The 20,618-nt window shown below is 42.7% G+C and carries 17 protein-coding genes; 7 read left to right on the top strand and 10 right to left on the bottom strand.

Features of this window, described 5'->3' with window-relative positions; translation table 11 throughout:
* The first annotated feature begins 452 nt into the window (after window positions 1-452).
* The 3 genes from AB4Z08_RS06850 (at window position 453) to AB4Z08_RS06840 (ending at window position 2,629) form a co-directional block, all read left to right on the top strand.
* Window positions 453-1,202, top strand: a complete 750-nt coding sequence (locus tag AB4Z08_RS06850) for a copper resistance protein NlpE N-terminal domain-containing protein (protein ID WP_441572986.1) — start codon at window positions 453-455, stop codon at window positions 1,200-1,202.
* A gap of 130 nt (window positions 1,203-1,332) precedes the next feature.
* Complete coding sequence (purN, locus tag AB4Z08_RS06845) at window positions 1,333-1,902, top strand: phosphoribosylglycinamide formyltransferase (RefSeq protein ID WP_441572985.1); 570 nt, start codon at window positions 1,333-1,335, stop codon at window positions 1,900-1,902.
* A 55-nt stretch (window positions 1,903-1,957) separates the two neighbouring features.
* The gene (locus tag AB4Z08_RS06840; protein WP_441572984.1) at window positions 1,958-2,629 is read left to right on the top strand and encodes a hypothetical protein; all 672 of its coding nucleotides are present in this window, start codon (window positions 1,958-1,960) and stop codon (window positions 2,627-2,629) included.
* A 6-nt stretch (window positions 2,630-2,635) separates the two neighbouring features.
* Here AB4Z08_RS06840 and AB4Z08_RS06835 read toward each other — a convergent pair whose 3' ends face one another.
* The 3 genes from AB4Z08_RS06835 to AB4Z08_RS06825 all read right to left on the bottom strand — a co-directional run bounded on the left by AB4Z08_RS06835 (window position 2,636) and on the right by AB4Z08_RS06825 (window position 6,863).
* Window positions 2,636-5,098, bottom strand: a complete 2,463-nt coding sequence (locus AB4Z08_RS06835; protein ID WP_441572983.1) for a TonB-dependent receptor — start codon at window positions 5,096-5,098, stop codon at window positions 2,636-2,638.
* Window positions 5,099-5,231: 133 nt separating this feature from the next.
* Complete coding sequence (locus tag AB4Z08_RS06830) at window positions 5,232-6,416, bottom strand: GTP-binding protein (protein WP_441572982.1); 1,185 nt, start codon at window positions 6,414-6,416, stop codon at window positions 5,232-5,234.
* Window positions 6,417-6,461: 45 nt separating this feature from the next.
* On the bottom strand, window positions 6,462-6,863 hold the full coding sequence (locus tag AB4Z08_RS06825) for a MerC domain-containing protein (RefSeq protein WP_441572981.1): 402 nt from the start codon (window positions 6,861-6,863) through the stop codon (window positions 6,462-6,464).
* Window positions 6,864-7,065: 202 nt separating this feature from the next.
* On the opposite strand from AB4Z08_RS06825, the gene AB4Z08_RS06820 reads away from it, so the two are divergent.
* Window positions 7,066-7,692, top strand: coding sequence for an SCO family protein (locus AB4Z08_RS06820; RefSeq protein WP_441572980.1), 627 nt, complete (start codon window positions 7,066-7,068; stop codon window positions 7,690-7,692).
* Between the two features lie 12 nt (window positions 7,693-7,704).
* Entirely contained in the window at window positions 7,705-8,139 is a 435-nt protein-coding gene (locus AB4Z08_RS06815; protein WP_441572979.1) for a Fur family transcriptional regulator, read from the top strand.
* Between the two features lie 94 nt (window positions 8,140-8,233).
* On the opposite strand, the gene AB4Z08_RS06810 is transcribed toward AB4Z08_RS06815, so the two are convergent.
* The 3 genes from AB4Z08_RS06810 to AB4Z08_RS06800 all read right to left on the bottom strand — a co-directional run bounded on the left by AB4Z08_RS06810 (window position 8,234) and on the right by AB4Z08_RS06800 (window position 12,669).
* Window positions 8,234-9,955, bottom strand: coding sequence for a M3 family oligoendopeptidase (locus AB4Z08_RS06810; RefSeq protein ID WP_441572978.1), 1,722 nt, complete (start codon window positions 9,953-9,955; stop codon window positions 8,234-8,236).
* A gap of 236 nt (window positions 9,956-10,191) precedes the next feature.
* Window positions 10,192-10,869, bottom strand: a complete 678-nt coding sequence (locus AB4Z08_RS06805; RefSeq protein WP_441572977.1) for a DUF5606 family protein — start codon at window positions 10,867-10,869, stop codon at window positions 10,192-10,194.
* A 93-nt stretch (window positions 10,870-10,962) separates the two neighbouring features.
* A complete protein-coding gene (locus AB4Z08_RS06800; protein ID WP_441572976.1) occupies window positions 10,963-12,669 on the bottom strand; it encodes a lamin tail domain-containing protein in 1,707 nt (568 codons plus the stop codon).
* A 149-nt stretch (window positions 12,670-12,818) separates the two neighbouring features.
* Between AB4Z08_RS06800 and AB4Z08_RS06795 the strand changes: the two genes are divergently transcribed.
* Together AB4Z08_RS06795 and AB4Z08_RS06790 are read left to right on the top strand one after the other, a co-directional pair.
* Complete coding sequence (locus AB4Z08_RS06795) at window positions 12,819-13,808, top strand: aspartate-semialdehyde dehydrogenase (protein ID WP_441572975.1); 990 nt, start codon at window positions 12,819-12,821, stop codon at window positions 13,806-13,808.
* 317 nt (window positions 13,809-14,125) lie between these two features.
* Window positions 14,126-14,377, top strand: a complete 252-nt coding sequence (locus AB4Z08_RS06790; RefSeq protein WP_079471700.1) for a hypothetical protein — start codon at window positions 14,126-14,128, stop codon at window positions 14,375-14,377.
* A 223-nt stretch (window positions 14,378-14,600) separates the two neighbouring features.
* Here AB4Z08_RS06790 and AB4Z08_RS06785 read toward each other — a convergent pair whose 3' ends face one another.
* From AB4Z08_RS06785 to uvrB, 4 genes are all read right to left on the bottom strand, one after another.
* The gene (locus tag AB4Z08_RS06785; protein ID WP_441572974.1) at window positions 14,601-15,260 is read right to left on the bottom strand and encodes a DUF2461 domain-containing protein; all 660 of its coding nucleotides are present in this window, start codon (window positions 15,258-15,260) and stop codon (window positions 14,601-14,603) included.
* Between the two features lie 120 nt (window positions 15,261-15,380).
* Window positions 15,381-16,466: a porin gene (locus AB4Z08_RS06780; protein ID WP_441572973.1), complete on the bottom strand. Its 1,086-nt coding sequence runs from the start codon at window positions 16,464-16,466 to the stop codon at window positions 15,381-15,383.
* A 286-nt stretch (window positions 16,467-16,752) separates the two neighbouring features.
* Complete coding sequence (locus tag AB4Z08_RS06775; RefSeq protein ID WP_441572972.1) at window positions 16,753-18,144, bottom strand: ammonium transporter; 1,392 nt, start codon at window positions 18,142-18,144, stop codon at window positions 16,753-16,755.
* Between the two features lie 409 nt (window positions 18,145-18,553).
* The gene (uvrB, locus tag AB4Z08_RS06770) at window positions 18,554-20,608 is read right to left on the bottom strand and encodes an excinuclease ABC subunit UvrB (protein ID WP_441572971.1); all 2,055 of its coding nucleotides are present in this window, start codon (window positions 20,606-20,608) and stop codon (window positions 18,554-18,556) included.
* Window positions 20,609-20,618 lie beyond the last annotated feature (10 nt).

The raw sequence follows: 20,618 nt of genomic DNA, 5'->3' as shown, positions 1-20,618 counted from the left end.
CACAGCCTATATAGTTTAGATTTGACCTAAAGTTTCTTAAAAGTGCCAGCAAAAATAAGACAGAATGTTGACAATTTACCAACAATTAAAAAAAATTATTGTCTTATAGAATGCCTTTTGAAGCCTGTTTTTTGAGCGATGATTGAGCTGTAAGTCTTGCTGCTGGCCTATTTAATCAAATTGTCGAATATATCCTTTCAGAACTTATTATTTTGATTGAAAGTTCGATTCCTCTGTGGAGGCTCGTCTACATCATAACATGGGGCAAGGTTTGCGGGGATATAATTATAATAGATGCAGATGAAAATCAGATAGTGGTCCCCTATATCCTTCCTTACACAATATAATATATTATCTGTCAGCGCAATTAATTTCTACGAGAGTCGCTATTTTTACCATAATAACCTGCCAGCGAACCAGAATGTTCAATCTGCTACCAAAAAATCGTTCCCATGAAAAAAAGCGTAATACTCCCGTTTCTGCTGGCTGCCATTGCGGCCTGCAATAATAATCCCACCACCCATCAGACGGACAGTACCTTACAAAATACCACTTCCGCCACCCCGAAAGCGACACATATAACCGGCACCTACCAAGGTACCCTGCCCTGTGCCGACTGCCCCGGTATGGACTACCAGGTAAGCCTGTACGATGACCATACCTTCAGTGAGCTGGTGGCATACCAGGGCAGGGGGCAAGGAGTCGCTACTGTGCAAACCGGCACGTGGAAACAAACCTCTGATTCCACAGTAATGCTCCAAAAGAAAACAGACAGCAGCTCCTTCCTCGCCACCGAAGGCAAACTACTACTCCTGGATACCAAAGGAAAACGTATTGAAGGAGTACTGGCCAGTAATTATATATTGAAACCGGTAGAAGGAGGCGACCGCAGAACCCTCCTCGCCGAAAAGTTGAAGTCCGGCATCCGGTTTACCGCCAATGGCAATGAACCTGGCTGGAACCTCGACCTTGATAACAAAAAAATCAGCTTCCATACCATGAACGGCGACAGCGTGCAGGCATCACTGCCCCCCGCCCGCCCGGATACAGATACCCTCAAAGTATATACGACCCCGGGCATCACCGTAAGCATCCGGAACAGCATGTGCTCAGATGATATGAGTGGCCTGATGCGCCCCAACTCGGTGCAGGTACAGATAAAAGATAAAACCTATCAGGGTTGCGGAGAATACCTGAAGTAGGAATTAAGAATTAGGAATTACGGATTACGGATTACGGATTTGTGGGGAGATTTACACATTTACGATCTCCCTACAAATCCGTAATTCTTAATTCCTAATTCGTAATTTTACATTTTTAAAACAGACTTAGTTGAAAAATATCGCCATATTCGCTTCGGGTGCAGGTAGCAACGCGCAGAAAATTATAGATCATCTCAGACACTCAGACAAGGGCAGGGTTTCCCTCATTGTTTGCAATAAAGCGGGGGCAGGTGTTTTACAAATTGCCGAACGTGAAGGTATTCCGGGTATTTTAATAGAAAAGGAATCATTTTTCCATTCAGATAAATACGTACAATTATTAAAGGAACAACAAACAGATCTTGTGGTGTTAGCAGGTTTTCTATGGAAAATACCCGCTAACCTGGTACAGGCATTTCCTAACCGTATCATTAATATACATCCGGCATTATTACCTAAATATGGCGGCAAAGGTATGTATGGTCACTTCGTGCATGAAGCGGTAGTGGCAGCAGGGGAAAAAGAAAGCGGTATTACGATCCACTATGTGAATGAAAAATATGACGACGGAGAAACGATCCTGCAGGAACGTTGTATCGTTACGCCGGAAGACACCCCTGTAACTGTAGCACAAAAGGTGCAAGCCTTGGAGCACCAATGGTTTCCGGTAATTGTGGAACGATTATTGTCTGATTTTTAAAACTGAGACACGCCAGGAATAAGGTCCTAAAAGCCAGTCTAACCCTTACAACTGTATGAAAAAGACATTGCTATTACTATGGTTATCCTGTTTGCTCACCTTAGCATCTTTTGCACAGGAGGCAAAAAAAAAGCAGGGGAGCAGAAATACCTACCTCAAGGTGAATCCTGCCACATTGATAAATGAACTGGACATCTCCCTTGAACAGGAGGTATCCGATAATTTCAGTCTCGAAATTGGCATCAGTGGTATTTATACAGATTACCCGGATTACGTATTGGCAAAAAAAATTGATATCGGGCAAAAAAAGCCGGACATCAGTACGGAACAATTTGTAGACGGCCGTGGGCTCGGCTTCCGTATAGGCGCACGCCTCTATCTTATTTCAAGGGATATGGCACCCGCCAGAGCAGCAGGCACCTATTTTGAGCCGGTGATCTTCTTCAAAAAAGTTTTCTACCCTAACATCGATAATACTTTCCAGAACGCCACCTATACAGACTCCGGTGATAAAAGTGTAGTAGGATTGCAACTTTTAATAGGCCGGCAATTCAAGAAAGACCGTTTCATCCTGGATCCATTTATCGGCGTGGGTATCCGCAGTAAAATATATCACTACAATACTTATCACTTCGACAACAATACATTATCCCTGAATAATGGCAGAATGGTGAGTGTATTACCCAGTTTACAGATAGGTATAAAAATGGGCCTCAAGCTGTGGTAACCGTACCTAAAAAGGTACGATTACTTTAGCGCTGAAATTTCTTCCCATATTATAAATTCCCAGGTGACCGTTAGGAGAGGAGTTGTAATACTCAAAATATTTCAACCTGTTCATATTGGCCTGGTAAGCTACATTCCATACATTATCCAGTTGCAGGAATATTTCACAGACTGTTCTACCTTTTTTATTAACGATGCCAGTACCGGCCCCCGCGTTAAAAAGAGTATATCCTGGTGTAAATGTTTCCGTATCATCTACCCCATAAAAATGCGGCTGATCAGCTATCACATCCGCTTCTACGCGAACATATGTTTTTGAAAACATACCATGATTGCGTTGTGTGGTGGCTTTTAATTCACTACGTATATGCGTCGGAGGTATAAAAGGAAGATAACGTGCCTCGTCTCCATGTGTACGGATCAACTCCTTATTGCCATTGCGGCCCTGCGTGTAAGCGACACTGTTATTCATGGTCAGCCATTTTATGTCGCGGGGATGAAGATTTACACTTACTTCCGCACCATATAATCTGGCTGCTGATTGCTGATAACTATAGGTAGCATTGCCTGGTACTATCACTACAGGATTACCTGTATTGTCATATAGCTTTGCCTGATAGATATAATTTTCAATATTATTATTAAACAGTTCTACACTGATAGCTACATCCGGTAACCAGGCCTGTATACCAATATCTTCCTGTAAACTAAACTCCGGCTTGAAACCGCGGTTACCCAGGTATACAATATGTGCCCCCGGATCAAGACCATTGGAACCAATCTCCGTAATATTGGGCGCCCTGTAGCCTCGGGCAATATTGGCTTTCACCAGTATACGTTCGCTGATATTCCAGGTAGCTCCCACGCTGCCCGAGATGCCCGTGTAGCGATGATTAAACTGCGGAAACTGCAGATGTGCACCAGCAGTATCCGGTAATGATACATGCTGCTCAAATCCATTCTTATTATTAGGTCCTACATAAAAATCATTCCAGCGGATACTACGGCTATCATAACGGATACCTCCGGATACATCTACTTTACCGAAAGATTTTTTTGCAAAAAAGAATGCACCGATATCAAACAGATTATAATCGGGGATTGGAAAATCGGTACCGTTTTTACTTTTGTTGGACTGATACATACCATTTACACCTACGGTTGTTTCAAAGCCATCCATGACCGGTAAATTATAACGTACATCGTAGTTGAGTGTATTGAGCACTACATACAATCCTGGTTGAACGGGCATTTCCGGGTGATTGTATTCTCGCCGGATACTTTGCTGTGCTCCCAACATGGCATTGATATCTCCATTACCCACATTCCACTTTGTATGGTTGTACACCCGGTAATGTTGTATCCGCTGATGCAACGGATTAATAGTATAAGAACGGAGGTCTCCTTCCGGCACCAATGGCCTGTTTTTTATATCGTCATCATCCTTTACCTGCTTTGTAAATTTACGCGTAAGCGAATCCCTGCTGCCATCCGGAATTTCCTGGGTATTATCATATAACGTAGCCCCAAATTGTGAGTGCCCCCAGGCTTTATCAACTCTTGCCAGGCCGGTAAGATTATATTCACGGAAAGCTGTACCATACACGTATCCGTCTATTTTATTCTGATAATTATGTGCAGCTTTGGCAGTAGCCCTAACTACATATTTCCAGTCGTTGCTTCCATAGGCTAACCCTAAAGAAGAACCAATCATACCGTTGTTACTATGATAATCTGTGAGAAAGCTTCCCTGTAATTTTCCGGGGGTGAGTTCAGGGATATCAGGAATCATATTGATTACTCCCGCCAGGGCATCGGAGCCATAAGTAAGGCTGGCAGGACCTTTCACTACTTCTGCGCGGGAGATGCCATACTGATCTATTTCAATACCATGCTCATCGCCCCATTGCTGCCCTTCCTGTCGTACGCCGTCAAACAAAGTGAGTACACGATTATATCCTAAGCCACGAATAAAAGGTTTTGAAATGTTAGGTCCGGTAGTTACTGCGCTAACACCAGGCACTCCTTTAATAATAGCATCGATGATGTTATTATTCACATTCATGTTCATTTCTCTTTTACCTATAACAGCGATGGGTATAGGATTTTTTCGAACTGCGGTAGCACGGGAAACRCCGGTCACCACTACTTCATTGAGTTTTGATAAATCTTCTTCCAAAGAGATGCTCACCATGGTGGTTTGTCCTGCTACAATTGTTTTCCTGAGCATAACAGGTTGATAACCTACCATTGAAATTTTGATGTCGTAGGTGCCGGGCGTGATATTTTTAATATTGAAAAGGCCCTGTTGATCGGCAGTTGCCCCTGTATGCAAGTCCTTTATAGCAACATTGGCAAATTGTACCGGCTTACGATCCTTGTTGGTAACAGTTCCTTTAAGAGTACCTTGTTGTGCATATGTTAGTGTTGTAAGAAATAGTAAAAATAGTAATACAGATAAATGTTTCATGGGTGTAAAAAATGTAGGTTTTTAGTACAGACAGGGATTTCTGGATAGTAACAATTATTACACTTCCGAGCTGTAAATTTTAACAAAACTATATTCTATTTTTATACTTGTCTCAATTAATTTTTAGTCTAGTCTAAATATTAGGAAAAGGATCTCTAAAAACATGGCCTTCTTTAAAGTTTTTAATCYCTGCTTCTGTGCACAGGCAACTATCCAGATCCATAATCATGTCGTGTACGGATAGCTCCTGACCTATGATTACCAACTCATTATAGCGATCAGCAAAGCGTTCGTCCCATCGGTTGGTGATGAGTTCATACGTTTCCCGATCCTGTTGCCATTGCTTACGGGGAATAGCGCACCACCAGTAGCCTGCTTTTTCAGCGCGCAGAGAACCGCCCGCCTGGCTCCAGTTCACCGCAATATCCGGACGGGATGCCAGCCAGAATAACCCTTTACTACGAATCACATTACCGGGCCAGTTTTCATTGATATATTGCCAGAAGCGCTGTGGATGAAAGGGTTTTCTGCTGCGGTAAACAAATGAAGAGATACCATATTCTGCTTTTTCGGGAGTATGTTCATTTTCCAATTCCGCCTGCCAGCCGGCACTTTGCGAGGTGGTGTCGAAATCAAATAAACCTGTATGCAGTATTTCTTTCAATGGTACCTGTCCTTTTACGGCTTCGATGATCTTTGCATTGGCATTGAGCTTACGCAGTATGGCCTTCAGATTTCCCAGTTTCTCCTTACTTACCAGGTCGCATTTATTTAACACAATTACATTAGCAAATTCTACCTGGTCTGTTAACAGGTTAACGATAGTGCGTTGATCTGTTGCATCCTCTGTCAGGCCTTTTGCATGCAGGTGTTCAATGCTCCCATAATCGCTCATAAAATTAAAAGCATCTACTACGGTCACCATCGTATCCAGCTGGCTTACGGTGCTTAGATCAATACCATTGGCCTCATCCTGGTAGCAGAAGGTTTGTGCAACCGGTATCGGTTCCGATATGCCCGTAGATTCAATCAGCAAATAATCGAAGCGCTTTTCTGCTGCCAGAGTAGCTACTTCTTTCAGCAAATCTTCCCGTAATGTGCAACAGATGCAGCCGTTGCTCATTTCCACCAGTCGCTCTTCTGTTTTGTGAAGTGTGTTTTCATTTCTCACCAACTGTGCATCAATATTTACTTCGCTCATGTCATTAACAATAACGGCTACACGTAGGTTTTCACGATTATGCAGCACATGATTGAGCAAAGTAGTCTTCCCCGCGCCGAGAAAGCCACTCAGCACCGTAACAGGTAATTTTTCCATATGTGATTTATTATATTGCGATAGGCGATGTTATCGCCGCTGATACTACCCGTGTTTATGAACAACACATTGTTTACAACGCCGCAGATTTAATATATGCGCTCCCGTTACACCCGCTGCTCCAGTGAAAATCACCACAGGTTCCCAATACCCACCGGCAATACCGAAGTGCCCTCCTAAAAGCAGCGCGAAACCCACAGTAAATATCAATAGCGGAGCTATGCGCCGGTGATGGCGGAAATATCCCCGTCCAAGCGACAGGCAACCTACTCCGAAGGAAAAAAACAGCAGTCCATACTCCAGCTTTTCATTCTCCAGGATATGTGATCCCAGGAGGGGTAATACGGTGATTAGTAATGGTAGTAAGGCACAATGCACCGCGCAGGCCAGAGAAGCCCCAATTCCGATTGTATCCAGGCTCATCCGCTTCAAAATATTATCTTCCATGTCCCCGTTTTTCTATTCCGACAAAACTACATAAATTTGCAACAATGTTGCAAATTAAATTTGAGCATTTAATCAGATAATTTAAATCGTCAACTATAAAATGTTGCAGTCGTGTTAAAAAAAGAAGAGAAAGGATACAGCGCTGGGCATCTGTTAAACATGTGCTACCTTTGTATATTGAATAAAACAGGGGATTATACCTATGTCGAAGAAAGCAATTATACTTATTACGTTTTTTGTGGTGCTGAGCGCGGGTTTTCTCGCCTACTCTGCCTATGTTATTAAGGATCAGACAGGCTCTTTTATTGGAAAAGAAAAACTGCCGATACTGGGAGCACCGGGACATACCGTACCTGGTTTTTCCTTTATAGATCAAAATGGAAACACAAAAGCAAAAGCAGATGTGGCAGGCAAAATTTATGTGTCAGAGTTCTTTTTTACCACCTGCACAGGTATTTGTCCGAAGATGAATGCTAATATGGAAAAGGTGTATGCAAAATATAAAGACAAACCCGATTTTCTGATCCTGTCGCACACCGTAGATCCCGATCATGACAGTGTACCTGTTTTGAAAGCGTATGCAGACAAACATGGTGCGGACGCAAAAAACTGGTGGTTCCTGACCGGTGATAAAAAACAAATCTATCGTATGGCCAGACAAGCTTACCTGGTAGATGACGGCGTTTATACCGGAGAAGAGGACTTTGTACATACACAGTGGTTTGCACTGGTAGATAAAACCGGACAGATACGCGGTTTATATGAAGGCACCAAACAGCAGGATGTGAATAAGCTGATTACAGACATAGACCGTTTAATGGAAGAATAAATTTTTTTCATCATGGGCACCAAGCAACAAATAACAGAACGAATCGGCAGTCTCTTACGTGATAGTAAGCTAAGTGTAACAGAAACCAGGACCAAAATCCTGGAGCTTTTTATGAAAAGCAATGGAGCACTGGAACATAGCGATTTCGAAAAACTGGCGGGCAAATCATTTGACCGCGTTACGGTTTACCGTACTTTACAAACATTCCTGGATAAAGGCATCATTCATAAAATACCCACGACAGATACTTCCGTACGCTATGCAGTATGCAAGTCGGAATGTTCTGAGCATCATCACCATGATCATCATATTCACTTCAAATGTGAGGAGTGTGGCAATACGATCTGTTTAGATGATACAGACGTACCGCAGATACATCTTCCAAAAGGTTATGCTATGCATAATGTGGAAGTAGTGGTGAGTGGGGTATGTAAAGGGTGCAAATGAGCTTAAACCTGAAAGAAAAAGCCACTGAGTAAATGTTCTGGGCGGAAGATACCCGCAGATCATTTACTCAGTGGCTTTTCATTTTAGCCGGATGCTATAACTTCTCTATTTCCGCCTTCACGAAATCAGCTAACTCCTTCACATATGCCGGCGAGAAATCAAATTTAATTCCTGCTGCTTTATACAATTCGGGTAATGTTTTAGTGTTACCTAAACTCAACGCCTGTACGTAATTATCCAATGCCTGCGTTTTGTTTTCCTTGAATTGTTTCCACATAGCAATGGCGCCCAGTTGCGCAATACCGTATTCGATATAATAAAATGGTACTTCAAACAGGTGGAGTTGTTTCTGCCAGGTAATGGCGCGGTAGTCTTCATGCCCTGTCCAGTCCACAATTGCAGGAGAAAACTCGTTCAGAATTTCCAACCATTTATCCGTGCGTTCTGCTACTGTATGTTGTGGGTGCTCATAAATCCAATGCTGGAATTTATCGATGGTAGCAATCCACGGGAATATGGTAATCGCACGTTCCAGTTGTTGCAGACGTGCACGACGAAGTTGCGTGGCATCATCAAAGAAAATATTCCAGTAGTCCATGGTAAACAGCTCCATGCTCATGCTGGCTACTTCCGCTATTTCCATCGGGTACTCCTTGAAAGAACTGAGTGACAGATGATGGCTCAGGAAAGAGTGTACCGCATGGCCCCCTTCGTGCACCATGGTAGTAAGGTCTTTCATCTGGCCGGCAGCATTCATAAAAATAAAAGGTACACCGGTTTCTGCCAATGGGCAGTTATAACCTCCTGGTGCTTTGCCTTTGCGGCTTTCCAGATCCAGGCGCCCCATTTGTTTCATTACACGAAGGCAATTACCAAAGAAGGGACCCAGTTCGTCAAAGGTTTCGATGGCTTTATTCACCAGTTCATCTCCGGTGCGGAATGGCTCCAGTGGTTTTACGCCTACGGGTTCTGCGTCCGTATCCCATGGCTTTAAGGTATCCAGTTGCAATTTTTTCTTTTGCGCTTCGAGGATTTGCTGTACCAGCGGAACAATGTGTGCTTTGATGGCAGCATGAAACTGAAAGGCGTCTTCTTTGGTATAATCAAAGCGGCCCAGTTCTTCAAACTTATAGTCACGGTAATTGGCGAAGCCGGCGTTCCTGGCTACCTGGTCACGTTTTAGTATGAGACCCGTATATAATTCATCCAGCGCCTGTTTGTCTGCCAAACGGCGTGTAGCCGTTTTAGTGAATACTTCTTCTCTCAGGGTGCGGTCACTGTTTTCCAGGAATTTTGCGGCTTGTTGCAGTGTATATTCCTGGTCTTTCACTGTAATGCTCATTTTACCGGCAATAACACCGTATTGCTGCGCCATTACGCTCAATTCTGCCTGAATGGGAATATTTTCGGCCCTGAATAATTTTACCTGTTTCTCTACATTGCGGAGATAGGTTTTATAGAGGTCCTGATCCAGCTCTTTACGGAAGGGGCTTTCCAGGAGTTTTTTGTTGAGTGCGTCTGCGTATGGTTGCAGTTTAGGCTGAATTTCCATGCAGAAGTAGGTAAATGCTTCTTCCAGCTCTTTACTGTTGGTATCGCAGGTCATGCGGATCTGTCGCCAGCAGGCATCTTCACTAATAACAGCTTCCAGTTCGCTCATATCTTTCAGCCACTTTTCCAGGTCTGCCACACTGTTAACAGGTCTTTGCTGCAGGGTTTCAAAGTAGGGCTGCAGGCCATCCCAGGTCGTTACCTGAAAATCTTCCGGGAGAAATTGACGGGGTAGTTTTTTTATATCTGCACTTAAATTATCCATGCTATCAAATATTTTTGAATTTTCGAATGTAGAAATTTAGGGATTTTTGTGCGAATGCCGATAGGATCTGATTAAAAGAATCGTTAAAAAACCGGAATCCTAAAACGATTCAGGCTTCTATTTACAGACATGATATCCTGTAAATAGAAGCCTGAGCTATTATGTTATTTGCTTATTTCTTTTCGCTATCTGATAACAGACGGCTACTTCATCCTAATCAAATAACGCGATTCTTACTATTCTTCTGTTTTCTTCTTGCGTGGCTTAGCAACTTTTTTAGGTTCTTCACCTTCTGCTGCCGGCGCGTCATCTTTCTTAGCTTTGGCTTTTTTAGGCGCTTTTTCTTCAGCACCTTCTTCGCCTTCTTCTTTTTCAGCCTTTTTAGCACGTGCCTTTTTAGGCTTTTCTTCTGTTGCTACTTCTGCAGCTGCTTCAGTAGCGGCTGGAGCGGCTTTCTTCTTTTTCTCAGGAGCAGCGGTTTCTTCTACCACTTCTTCTACTTCACCTTCACCTTCGGCCAGGATCTCTTCAAATTTCAACAGATCGTTTGCTTTGAGGATACCGAACCATTTCACCATTTTCTTCATATCACTCACATACACTCTGTCTTCATCGAATTCAGGGAATACGTTTTTGAAATAAGCTTTGATAGCATTGTTATCTGCTTTACCTGCTGCAGGTGGGAATGTCGCTGCTTTTTCATCCATGGCTTTAAATACTTCAGCCAGGTTTACGTTTTCGCCGGTAGTGAATACTTCAATACTTTCCAGTGGAGTAAAATTATGCACGCGGGAAGATACAAACCTTGTACTTTTATCTTCCAGTGACCTTACGATGGCGCCATCTTGTTTGCTGGCTACTAACTGAAACAAACCGCCCAATCCGGTTACTGCAACAATTTCTCTGTACTGCATGTTCAAATTTTTAGGAAGCGCAAATATAAATAATTATAATAGATTGACCGCTGCTATTTTTGACCTGTAAAAAGCCTGCAACGGGGGAATCGGTCAGGTCAACTTTCGTGCCATGACCACCGTGCGTTTCCAGCGTTTCACAAGTCCTTTGAGATTAAATATCTCTATAAAAAATATATAAATACCTGACGGTAAAACTACTGCATTTTCACCAATTCCATCCCATTGCAAATATCCACTGTTTCCCATTAAAATATTACGGGCAAGGAAACGAACCGTCCGGCCTCGTATGTCATAAATTGTAATATTACCAACGAAGCCAGGGGCGGGCAGTTGCCAGGAAATTTTCATAAAGTCATCTATTCCATCATGATCCGGCGTAAAGGAGGCCGGTTCGAGTACAATATTCAGGGAATCCGCTGCTTCGGGCCAGCGCTGGGAATTAGGAGCACCGGGAGTAGCATAACCCGCGGTAGCCGCCGCAGAATGCCAGTTATCTCCGCTGGCAGCAGGGCGGTCATATTGCAACCGTTCCAGGGAAATGCCCTGTAGCTCACTGGCCAGTGGAAAATGTTGTCCATCTGTATAAGGTAGTTCATCTATAATAGTACTATCTGCCATCAGTAAGCTGATTCTCCCTGCTGACATAGGCATAGATGGCAAACTACTTACCTCCTGTATGTTTTCCGGGGCTTTACAGACGTAATGGCTGCATAGGAGGGGGCCATCTGTAGTAATGGCCAGGAATTGTCCTGGCATCAACAGCCGGCCTGCCGTTGCTATTTTCTTAAATGTTTCAAATTTTCCATCTGTCTTTCTTGCACAAAAATATAATTGCCCCAGTTCTATGGTTTTGTGGCTGCGGTTATAGAGCTCAATAAATTCAGGTACCCCCGGAGGCGGATAAAACAAAACTTCATTAATGACCACATCCTGTGCCACTGGTGGCTGCGGCATTCCCAATGTGATACTGGTATTGACTCCACTAACTTCTCCATAACAACCAGCCAGGCCGCCTGTACTTAATATATAGTCCTGCTGCGGATGAATAGGAGCAGATAGCTGTAATTGCACGCTGGTAAATAAAGGAGGACTTACCATACTGGTGGTTATCTTTATTCCTCCTGTGAGTTGATAGCGCGTAGGATCTGCTGCCAGTGCACTGTCCAGCGTTTTGCTAAATTGCAGTAACACATGCATACTGTCTGTAATGGTAGCAAAAAGCAGATCAGGCCGGGTATTGTCCGTTGTAATAGCGGCTACTGCATTGGCTTTGCCGGGAGTACCACCCGCTGCTGCGGTGCTGAGGTGCCAGTTTATTTTTCCACTACAGGGAAGGGCAGCGTTGACCATTTCCAGACTGACACCTCCTTTGGGTTTAGTGCTGCCATACCAGCCCTGTTGATAATCAACCGCATGTATTACTCTTTTAGCCGGATCATACAGTACTATCAACGCGCTATCGTCTGCCAGTGCCGGGAAACGGTCTATCCCCCTGATATTGGAGATGTTATAGCTATTTACCGCAGCAGGTGTACATAATACGACCAGGCTATCTGCGGGTAGCAAAAAGGCCGGGAGCAATACTTCCCGCTTATTGACGGAGAGTCGCCAGTCTTTCAGTTGTACTGTCTCCCCGCTTACATTTCTTAGTTCTATATATTCATAAGGCGGCAGCCCCGTCACAGGAGAAGGTTTGGGCATAATTTCATGTATAATCACTCCATATCTGCCGGGGGATTGTGTAAAACCATAAAGGGTCTGCAATAGCAAGAGGGAACAAACAACAGTTAACTTCATATTTGCTGGGTTTTATGGCGTTCAAACTTAGCATTCAGAATGTTATGCACTGTTAATGCCATGCAAACAGTAAAAAAAAATCTTAGTGCTATGAAAAGCGCGGGCTATACATTAATTTTGGGCTTCCAAAATTTAAAATGTAAAACAAAATGAAAGTTGCCGTAGTAGGAGCGACCGGACTGGTAGGCTCAAAAATGTTACAGGTGTTAACGGAAAGAAATTTTCCCGTTACTGAATTGATTCCCGTGGCTTCTGAGAAGTCTGTTGGTAAGGAAGTAACATTTAAGGGCAAGACCTGGAAGGTGGTGAATGCTGAAACGGCTATTTCGATGCAGCCTAATGTGGCTATCTTTTCTGCCGGCGGTGGCACTTCTCTGGAGTGGGCACCTAAATTTGCAGCAGCAGGCATTACTGTTATCGACAACTCCAGTGCCTGGAGAATGGATCCTACCAAAAAGCTGGTAGTACCTGAGGTAAATGGTGACGCTATTACCCGGGAAGATAAAATCATTGCCAATCCTAACTGTTCTACCATTCAAATGGTGCTGGTTCTGAAACCATTGCACGAAAAATATAAAATTAAAAGGGTAGTAGTATCTACTTATCAGTCAGTAACTGGCACCGGTGTTAAAGCGGTAACCCAGTTAATGAATGAAAGACAAGGCATTACCGGTGAAATGGCTTATCCTTACCAGATAGATCTAAATGTTATTCCGCAGATAGACGTATTTCTCGAGAACGGCTATACGAAAGAAGAGATGAAGATGGTAAATGAGACCAAGAAAATTATGGGAGATGACAGCATCCTGGTAACGGCCACGACTGTACGTATTCCGGTAATGGGTGGTCATAGTGAGTCGGTGAACATTGAGTTTGAAAATGAGTATGAAGCGGCTGAACTGCGTGCTATCCTCGAAAATACGCCAGGAGTAATAGTTGTAGACGATCCTTCCAGGGCACAATACCCGATGCCTAAAGATGCACACGACAAGGACGAAGTGTTTGTGGGTCGTATCCGCCGGGATGAAACACAGCCTAAAACAGTGAATATGTGGATAGTTGCAGACAACCTTCGTAAAGGTGCTGCTACCAACGCCGTACAGATTGCAGAATACCTCAGTGGTAAGAACTGGCTGTAATCATACTGTTGTGCTATGTAATTAAGGGCCTATTGTACCCTTAAATGCAGCTCCCGTATATGACTATACGAAAATATATCTATAACTCATTAAGAGCAAGCGTGTTACCGCTTGCTCTTTTTTACGTGATTCATAAAACGATAACACAAAAACCTTAAAAATTACACGGAAGTAGTATTGATTTGTGGCGGATAAAATCCAATTTTGGTAGTAATAATCCTATGCCAACTAAAACTCTTTGAAAAAGAAGAGTAGTCCAATTTTAGAGATGCCGGTATTTTTCGTTATTTTCTAATCAGAAAACACCCTTAAGTCCTATGAAAACCAACACCAATCGCGAGCTTCTGTTAATGCACAAGTTCACCGAAGAGTGGAGCACCAATTTCTCTTCACAGGTATCCCGGATCATGAACATCGTTGATCAGCAGGATACGTTAGATGGAATTATACCTATTATTGAGGTGGCTAATGTTTACAATCAACGTTTTGCCCACGCGCGTACGGACAAAGAAAACCTTTTAAAGAATCGCAAAGCTCGTCCGTTCGAATTCCTCATTCACAAAAATTAATTCCGGGTTAAACCGGAGAGTTATTTATTAGTTTATCAGATCATTAGTTTACATGAGGTTGCCAGGAGAAGACAGAGAATCATTTGCCTATTTACTGGTTTGGGTGCTGGGCATTGTTGGCGGCTTTGCTTTTTAATGTTGTTCGCAACAGCTATCTATATGTTAGTAACCGGCAACTGATAAAGCAAATTATTTATCTGATAAACTAATAAACTACTTATTATCAATCCATGGCGCGGTTAATGAACTGCAACAGTGGTTGCATCAGCGCAAATGTTTTCAAAATTTCCTTTACAATAGTGGGTTGTGTGCATGCTTCATCCGAAAAGGGATGTGATACAATCACACTTTTCAGCTTTAAATAAGCGATAGCCGGGTTGTCCGGTTGATACCCCTGTGGAGCTGTTTTTAACGCATCTCCTTCTACCTTCCCGAAATGCTTAATAAATTCTTTATTGGAAATGAGTTGTTCAAACTCTTTGAAGTTATAGTCAATTTCCTGACGTATCTTTTTCAAATCGGGAGCGGCTGGCATCCAAATACCGCCACCGGCAAAGCTATTTCCTCCTGGTTCCAGTTGAAAATAGTAACCTGCAAGGGTTGATTTTTTGCCCCCTATCTGAAAAGAGGCACCCAGATTTGTTTTGTAAGGCGTCTTATCTTTGGAAAACCGGACATCCTTATAAATACGAAAAACACAATCTTTTACCTGTAAACCCTGCAGAGAGGCATCCTGCCTGGCCAGCCCATCAATGAGCTGCTGTACCATACTTTCAAAATCAGCTTTTGCGGTTTGATATTCGGTTCTGTGTTCGTCAAACCAGACTTTATTATTATTCAGCCTGAGAGACTTCAGAAATTTTAACGTGGACGGCTGCAACATTATTTCTTTTTGACAGCAATATAATACAAATCATTTAGGGATTTAAGGATTTGCTTGCCGCAGACCACCTGCAGCAAGCAAATCCTTAAATCCCTAAACACTACATCTTTTTAAAAAAAATCAGAAATGATAGGTGGCGGCTAAAAGTACATTGGATGTCATATCATAAGGTTTACCATCCGACTTACTGAATATATCAGCAGATGCTTTATCTAATCTGAACTCTGGCATAATAGTTAGGTTTCCTACCTTATAATTAAAAGTAAGCGTACCGGCAACTACATTACCTCCATCGGGTATCGCACCAAATACTTTCAGACCATCTTTATCACTGAAGTATTCACCACGTACTGTTAATCCGAATTTATCGGTAAAGTCGAGATTTACGTAGAGCGCATTACCCCACCATTTGGCATTTTCACGGGTATCCTTAGGTGCGCGTGTATCTGAGTAAGTGCTGTAGGTAGCGTTATAACCAAGACCCAGCACTTTATTAATCTGATAAGTTGCTACCAGGTCTACCTGGTGGTTTTGAACACCGAAAGTATCTTTTCCTTCGAGGTAGTTCAGGTATAATTTAATGGGTGTTTCGGCAGGAGCGAAGCCCAGCTGAGCACCAATATATTTATGGCTGTTAAGGGATACTGATTTTAAATCGGTAGGATTAAACACCCCTACCATGGCGCTTAAAGAGGAGGTGATGGCAATGTCTGCCTTAACACCTGTATTGAAAAAAGGACCGTAACTAAACATATAGCTCATGCTATAGTTTCTATTGGCATAGGCATCTACCAATTCATAACCGATGTGTGTAGCAAAACTACCGAGACTCACTTTCACTTTTTCTGTTAACTGGTAAGAAACATACAGTTGCTTGATGGCCATAGACAAACCATTTGATGAACCAGGTACATCATTATAGGAAAATTCTCCGGCTCTTTTACCAAATCCGAGATCAGCAACGATACTTCCTTTTTTAAACCCATGTTCCACTTTCAGAGATACCATACCTAATTCGAAAGAATTATGTGAATTGGTAAAACTGGTTTTATTATCGGTGTAGTTGCCATTCAGATTGTACTTATAATATACATCAGCGGATCCGGACAATTTAAAAGCCGGAGCTACTGTAGTATCCGTCGTGGATTGTGACATGGCAACGAGGCTGCTGCCCATGACAAATAAGGTCGTTAACATTCTTTTCATACTTATAAATTTGGTTGATAAAATGGTAAGTATTGATGCGGCCTTTTCTTGCGGATTGTTTCGGGGGTGTATTCTCGCGTGCTTTCTGATGATGCTACAATCAGAATAGAAGGAATGGATAATCAGTAGCTAATGATTGGTGCGAGTTTCACTTATTTACAGCGATTTAACTACCAATTATCCATTCCAGGTTCTTACAACATAAAGTATATGTTTAATAAAGTTGATAAAGATCGTATTCTTTGAACTGCCACTCTATTGTTATGCCGGTATACGACATATTATTTCAAGAGTGTACCAGTTCATCTTCTTCTTTCAGAGAACCGTTGTCGGATATGCTGATCAGAGAAGGATGATAATTTTCATTGTGCTGTGATACATCCAGGCCCAATTCTTCTTCTTCTTCAGTTACACGCAGCGGGTGAATCAGGTTGATCAGTTTGAAGATACCATATGATACAGTGAAGCTATAGCCTACTACCAGTAACAGACCGAGCACCTGATTTTTAAACAGCTCGAAGTTGCCATAGAGCCAACCATCGTTGCCACCAGCGTTGATAGTTTTGGTAGCGAAGATACCTGTGAGCAACATACCCACCATACCACCTAAACCATGGCAAGGGAATACATCCAGTGTATCATCAATGCTGGTTTTTGATTTCCAGTGTACAGCTACGTTAGAAACGATAGCAGCAATAAATCCGATAAATATACTTTGTGGGATAGCAACGAAACCAGCTGCAGGTGTAATGGCTACCAGACCAACCACTGCACCGATGCAGAAGCCGAGTGCTGATGGTTTTCTACCACGGATCACATCAAAAAACACCCATGATAAACCAGCAGCAGCAGTAGCTGTATTAGTAGTTGCAAAAGCAGTAGCAGCGAGGGCGTTAGCGCTCAAAGCAGAACCTGCGTTGAAACCAAACCAGCCGAACCACAGTAAACCGGTACCCAGTAATACGAAAGGAATATTTGCAGGTTGTAATTCTTTCTTTTCCACGTGATCCTTCCTTCTTTTCAGTACCAGTGCACCGGCTAATGCCGCGCAACCAGCAGAAATATGTACCACTGTACCACCAGCAAAATCCAGTACGCCTAATTTAAACAGGATACCATCGGGATGCCATGTCCAGTGTGCAATAGGTGCATATATCAATACGCTGAATAACACCATGAATAATACATAAGAAGTAAAACGTATTCTTCCTGCTACAGCACCTACTACCAGGGCAGGTGTGATGATGGCAAACTTCATCTGGAAGAGCGCAAACAATAACAGCGGAATAGTAGGCGCCAGGCTCCATGGAGCACCAGATCCTACATTCTGAAACATAAAGAATGTGCGGGGATCACCAATGATGCCGTTAACAGATTTACCAAACGCCAGGCTAAATCCAACAACTAACCATACAATGCTGATAATTCCGGTGGCAATGAAGCTTTGCATCATGGTAGAAATAACATTCTTCTTATTTACCATGCCTCCATAAAAGAAGGACAAGCCAGGAGTCATTAAAAATACCAGCGAAGAGGCTACCAGAATCCAGGCAATGTCAGCAGAATTATATTTGCCGCCATCAGCAAAACTCGGGAGGGAAGGGATAAAAATTCCAATAATCGCAATGATCGAAAGGAAAATGAAGGGGAGATAGTCCTGAAATGATATTTTCTTCATAGCGTTTGATTTTTAAATTTCTTAAATAAAAGTAGGTCTGAAATTTAAAACATCAAATAGAAGGCGATAAAAATAGAAATATTTGAATAAGAGGTGTGAAATTTAGGATTAAGTCAATGATATTATAAATAATAATAATGTTAATTATTATTTTTCTGAATATACGCTTTTATAACGGCGCTTAATTTACACTTAACTAGTTGTTTATCAATTAAATATATTGAACATTAAGGAAAGGTTAACATTTTTCAAATTTGCCAGGTGCACGCCTTACTGTAACGAGGAAACATATGCTGTAATCACCTGGCAAATAATATTTTACAAATTATATATTTATCAATTTGAAGCAGGAAATCTTACAAATACATTATAAATAATTACATATAATGTTATAAATAAGCAAAGCCATTTATTGCTTCATTTCTAATAATTCCCGCTCCATCGCAAACATTTGATCCCTTAAACGGGCTGCTTCCATAAAATCAAGATCCCGGGCTGCTTTTTCCATATCCTTCTTCACTTTGGCGATAGATTTTTCCATCTGCGGAATGGTTTTAACGGCCGCAGCGGAAGTTTTGGCGTATGCCATAGCATCCTCTGCTACCAGTTGTACCTCATCATGTACTGCCATAGGCGAATTTTCATCGAAGTGCTTGATTTCCAATACAGATGTTTGCCCCAAGATTTGTTCTTTGCTTTTACGTACTGTCTTCGGTGTAATATTATGTGCAATATTAAAGGCCACCTGCTTTTCCCGGCGTCGATCTGTTTCATCAATGGTACGCTGCATGCTCTCGGTTATCTTATCTGCATAAAAGATGACCAATCCATCTACGTTACGCGCCGCACGACCAGCCGTTTGCGTCAGCGACCGCTCATCTCTCAGGAACCCTTCCTTATCAGCATCCAGAATGGCCACCAACGATACCTCCGGCAAATCAAGTCCCTCTCTCAGCAGATTCACTCCTACCAATACATCTATATTACCCAACCGCAGATCCCTTAAGATTTCTATACGCTCCAGCGTATCTACTTCAGAGTGGATGTAGCGTGACTTAATATTAATACGTCCCAGGTACTTATCCATTTCCTCAGCCATGCGCTTGGTCAGCGTAGTCACCAACACCCGATCGCCTTTCTGTACGCGTTTATCTATTTCCTCCAGTAGGTCATCCACCTGGTTAACACTGGGCCTTACTTCTATAGGAGGTTCCAGCAGGCCGGTAGGACGTACCACCTGTTCCACTACCACGCCTTCCGTTTTCTTCAGTTCATAATCCCCGGGGGTAGCACTCACAAAAATGGCCTGGTTCACCATATTCTCAAACTCGTAGAAATTCAGCGGGCGGTTATCCATAGCAGATGGCAACCTAAAGCCAAATTCCACCAGGTTCAGTTTACGGGAACGGTCACCACCATACATGGCGCCTATCTGCGGAATAGTTACATGGCTCTCATCAATTACCAGCAGGAAATCTTCCGGGAAATAATCCAACAGGCAGAAGGGCCTCGCACCGGGCTTACGGCGATCCAGGAACCTGGAGTAATTTTCAATACCACTGCAATAACCCAGTTCACGAATCATTTCCACATCATAATTCACCCTTTCGGATAAACGCTGTGCTTCGATCAGTTTGCCATTGGCTTTGAAATAATCTACCTGGGCTTTCAGTTCATCCTGTATTTCATAGATGATCTGTTGCATCATATCCTTGGGTGCCAGATACATATTAGCCGGGAAAATGGCCGCATTTTCCACTACGGTAATACGCTTACTGTTTTGCACATCAATGGTTTCTATCTCTTCTATCTCATCTCCAAAAAAAGTAATCCGATATCCATAATCCACATAAGACAGGTTAATATCTACTGTGTCCCCTTTTACCCGGAAATTGCCCCTGTTAAAATCGCCAGTGGTGCGGCTATACAGGGAGTTTACCAGTCCATGCAGTAAGGTATTACGACTCAGTGTCTGTCCTTTCGTTATACGGATAATCCCATTTTCATAATCTGTAGGGTTACCGATACCATAGATACAGGACACGCTGGCCACCACGATAATATCTCTTCGACCAGACAGCAGGCTGGCAGAAGTTCTCAACCGGAGCTTATCCAATTCCTCGTTAATAGCCAGGTCCTTTTCTATATAAGTATCACTTACAGGCATATAGGCCTCTGGCTGATAATAATCGTAATAGGATACATAATATTCTACAGCATTGTCTGGGAAAAACTGTTTAAACTCACCATAAAGCTGCGCTACCAGGGTTTTGTTATGTGTCAGCACCAGGGTAGGCCGCTGTACCTCCTGTATTACATTGGCTACAGTGTATGTTTTTCCTGACCCTGTCACCCCCAACAGGGTCTGAAATGGTTCTCCTTCATTGAGTCCCTGGGTTAATTGTTTGATGGCTTCCGGCTGATCACCAGCAGGAGAATATGGTGCACGTATACTAAAAGGCATATTGAAATTG

This window comes from Chitinophaga sp. RAB17, assembly GCF_052114225.1.
Lineage (GTDB): Bacteria > Bacteroidota > Bacteroidia > Chitinophagales > Chitinophagaceae > Chitinophaga.
This window is presented reverse-complemented; position numbering and strand designations above follow the sequence as displayed.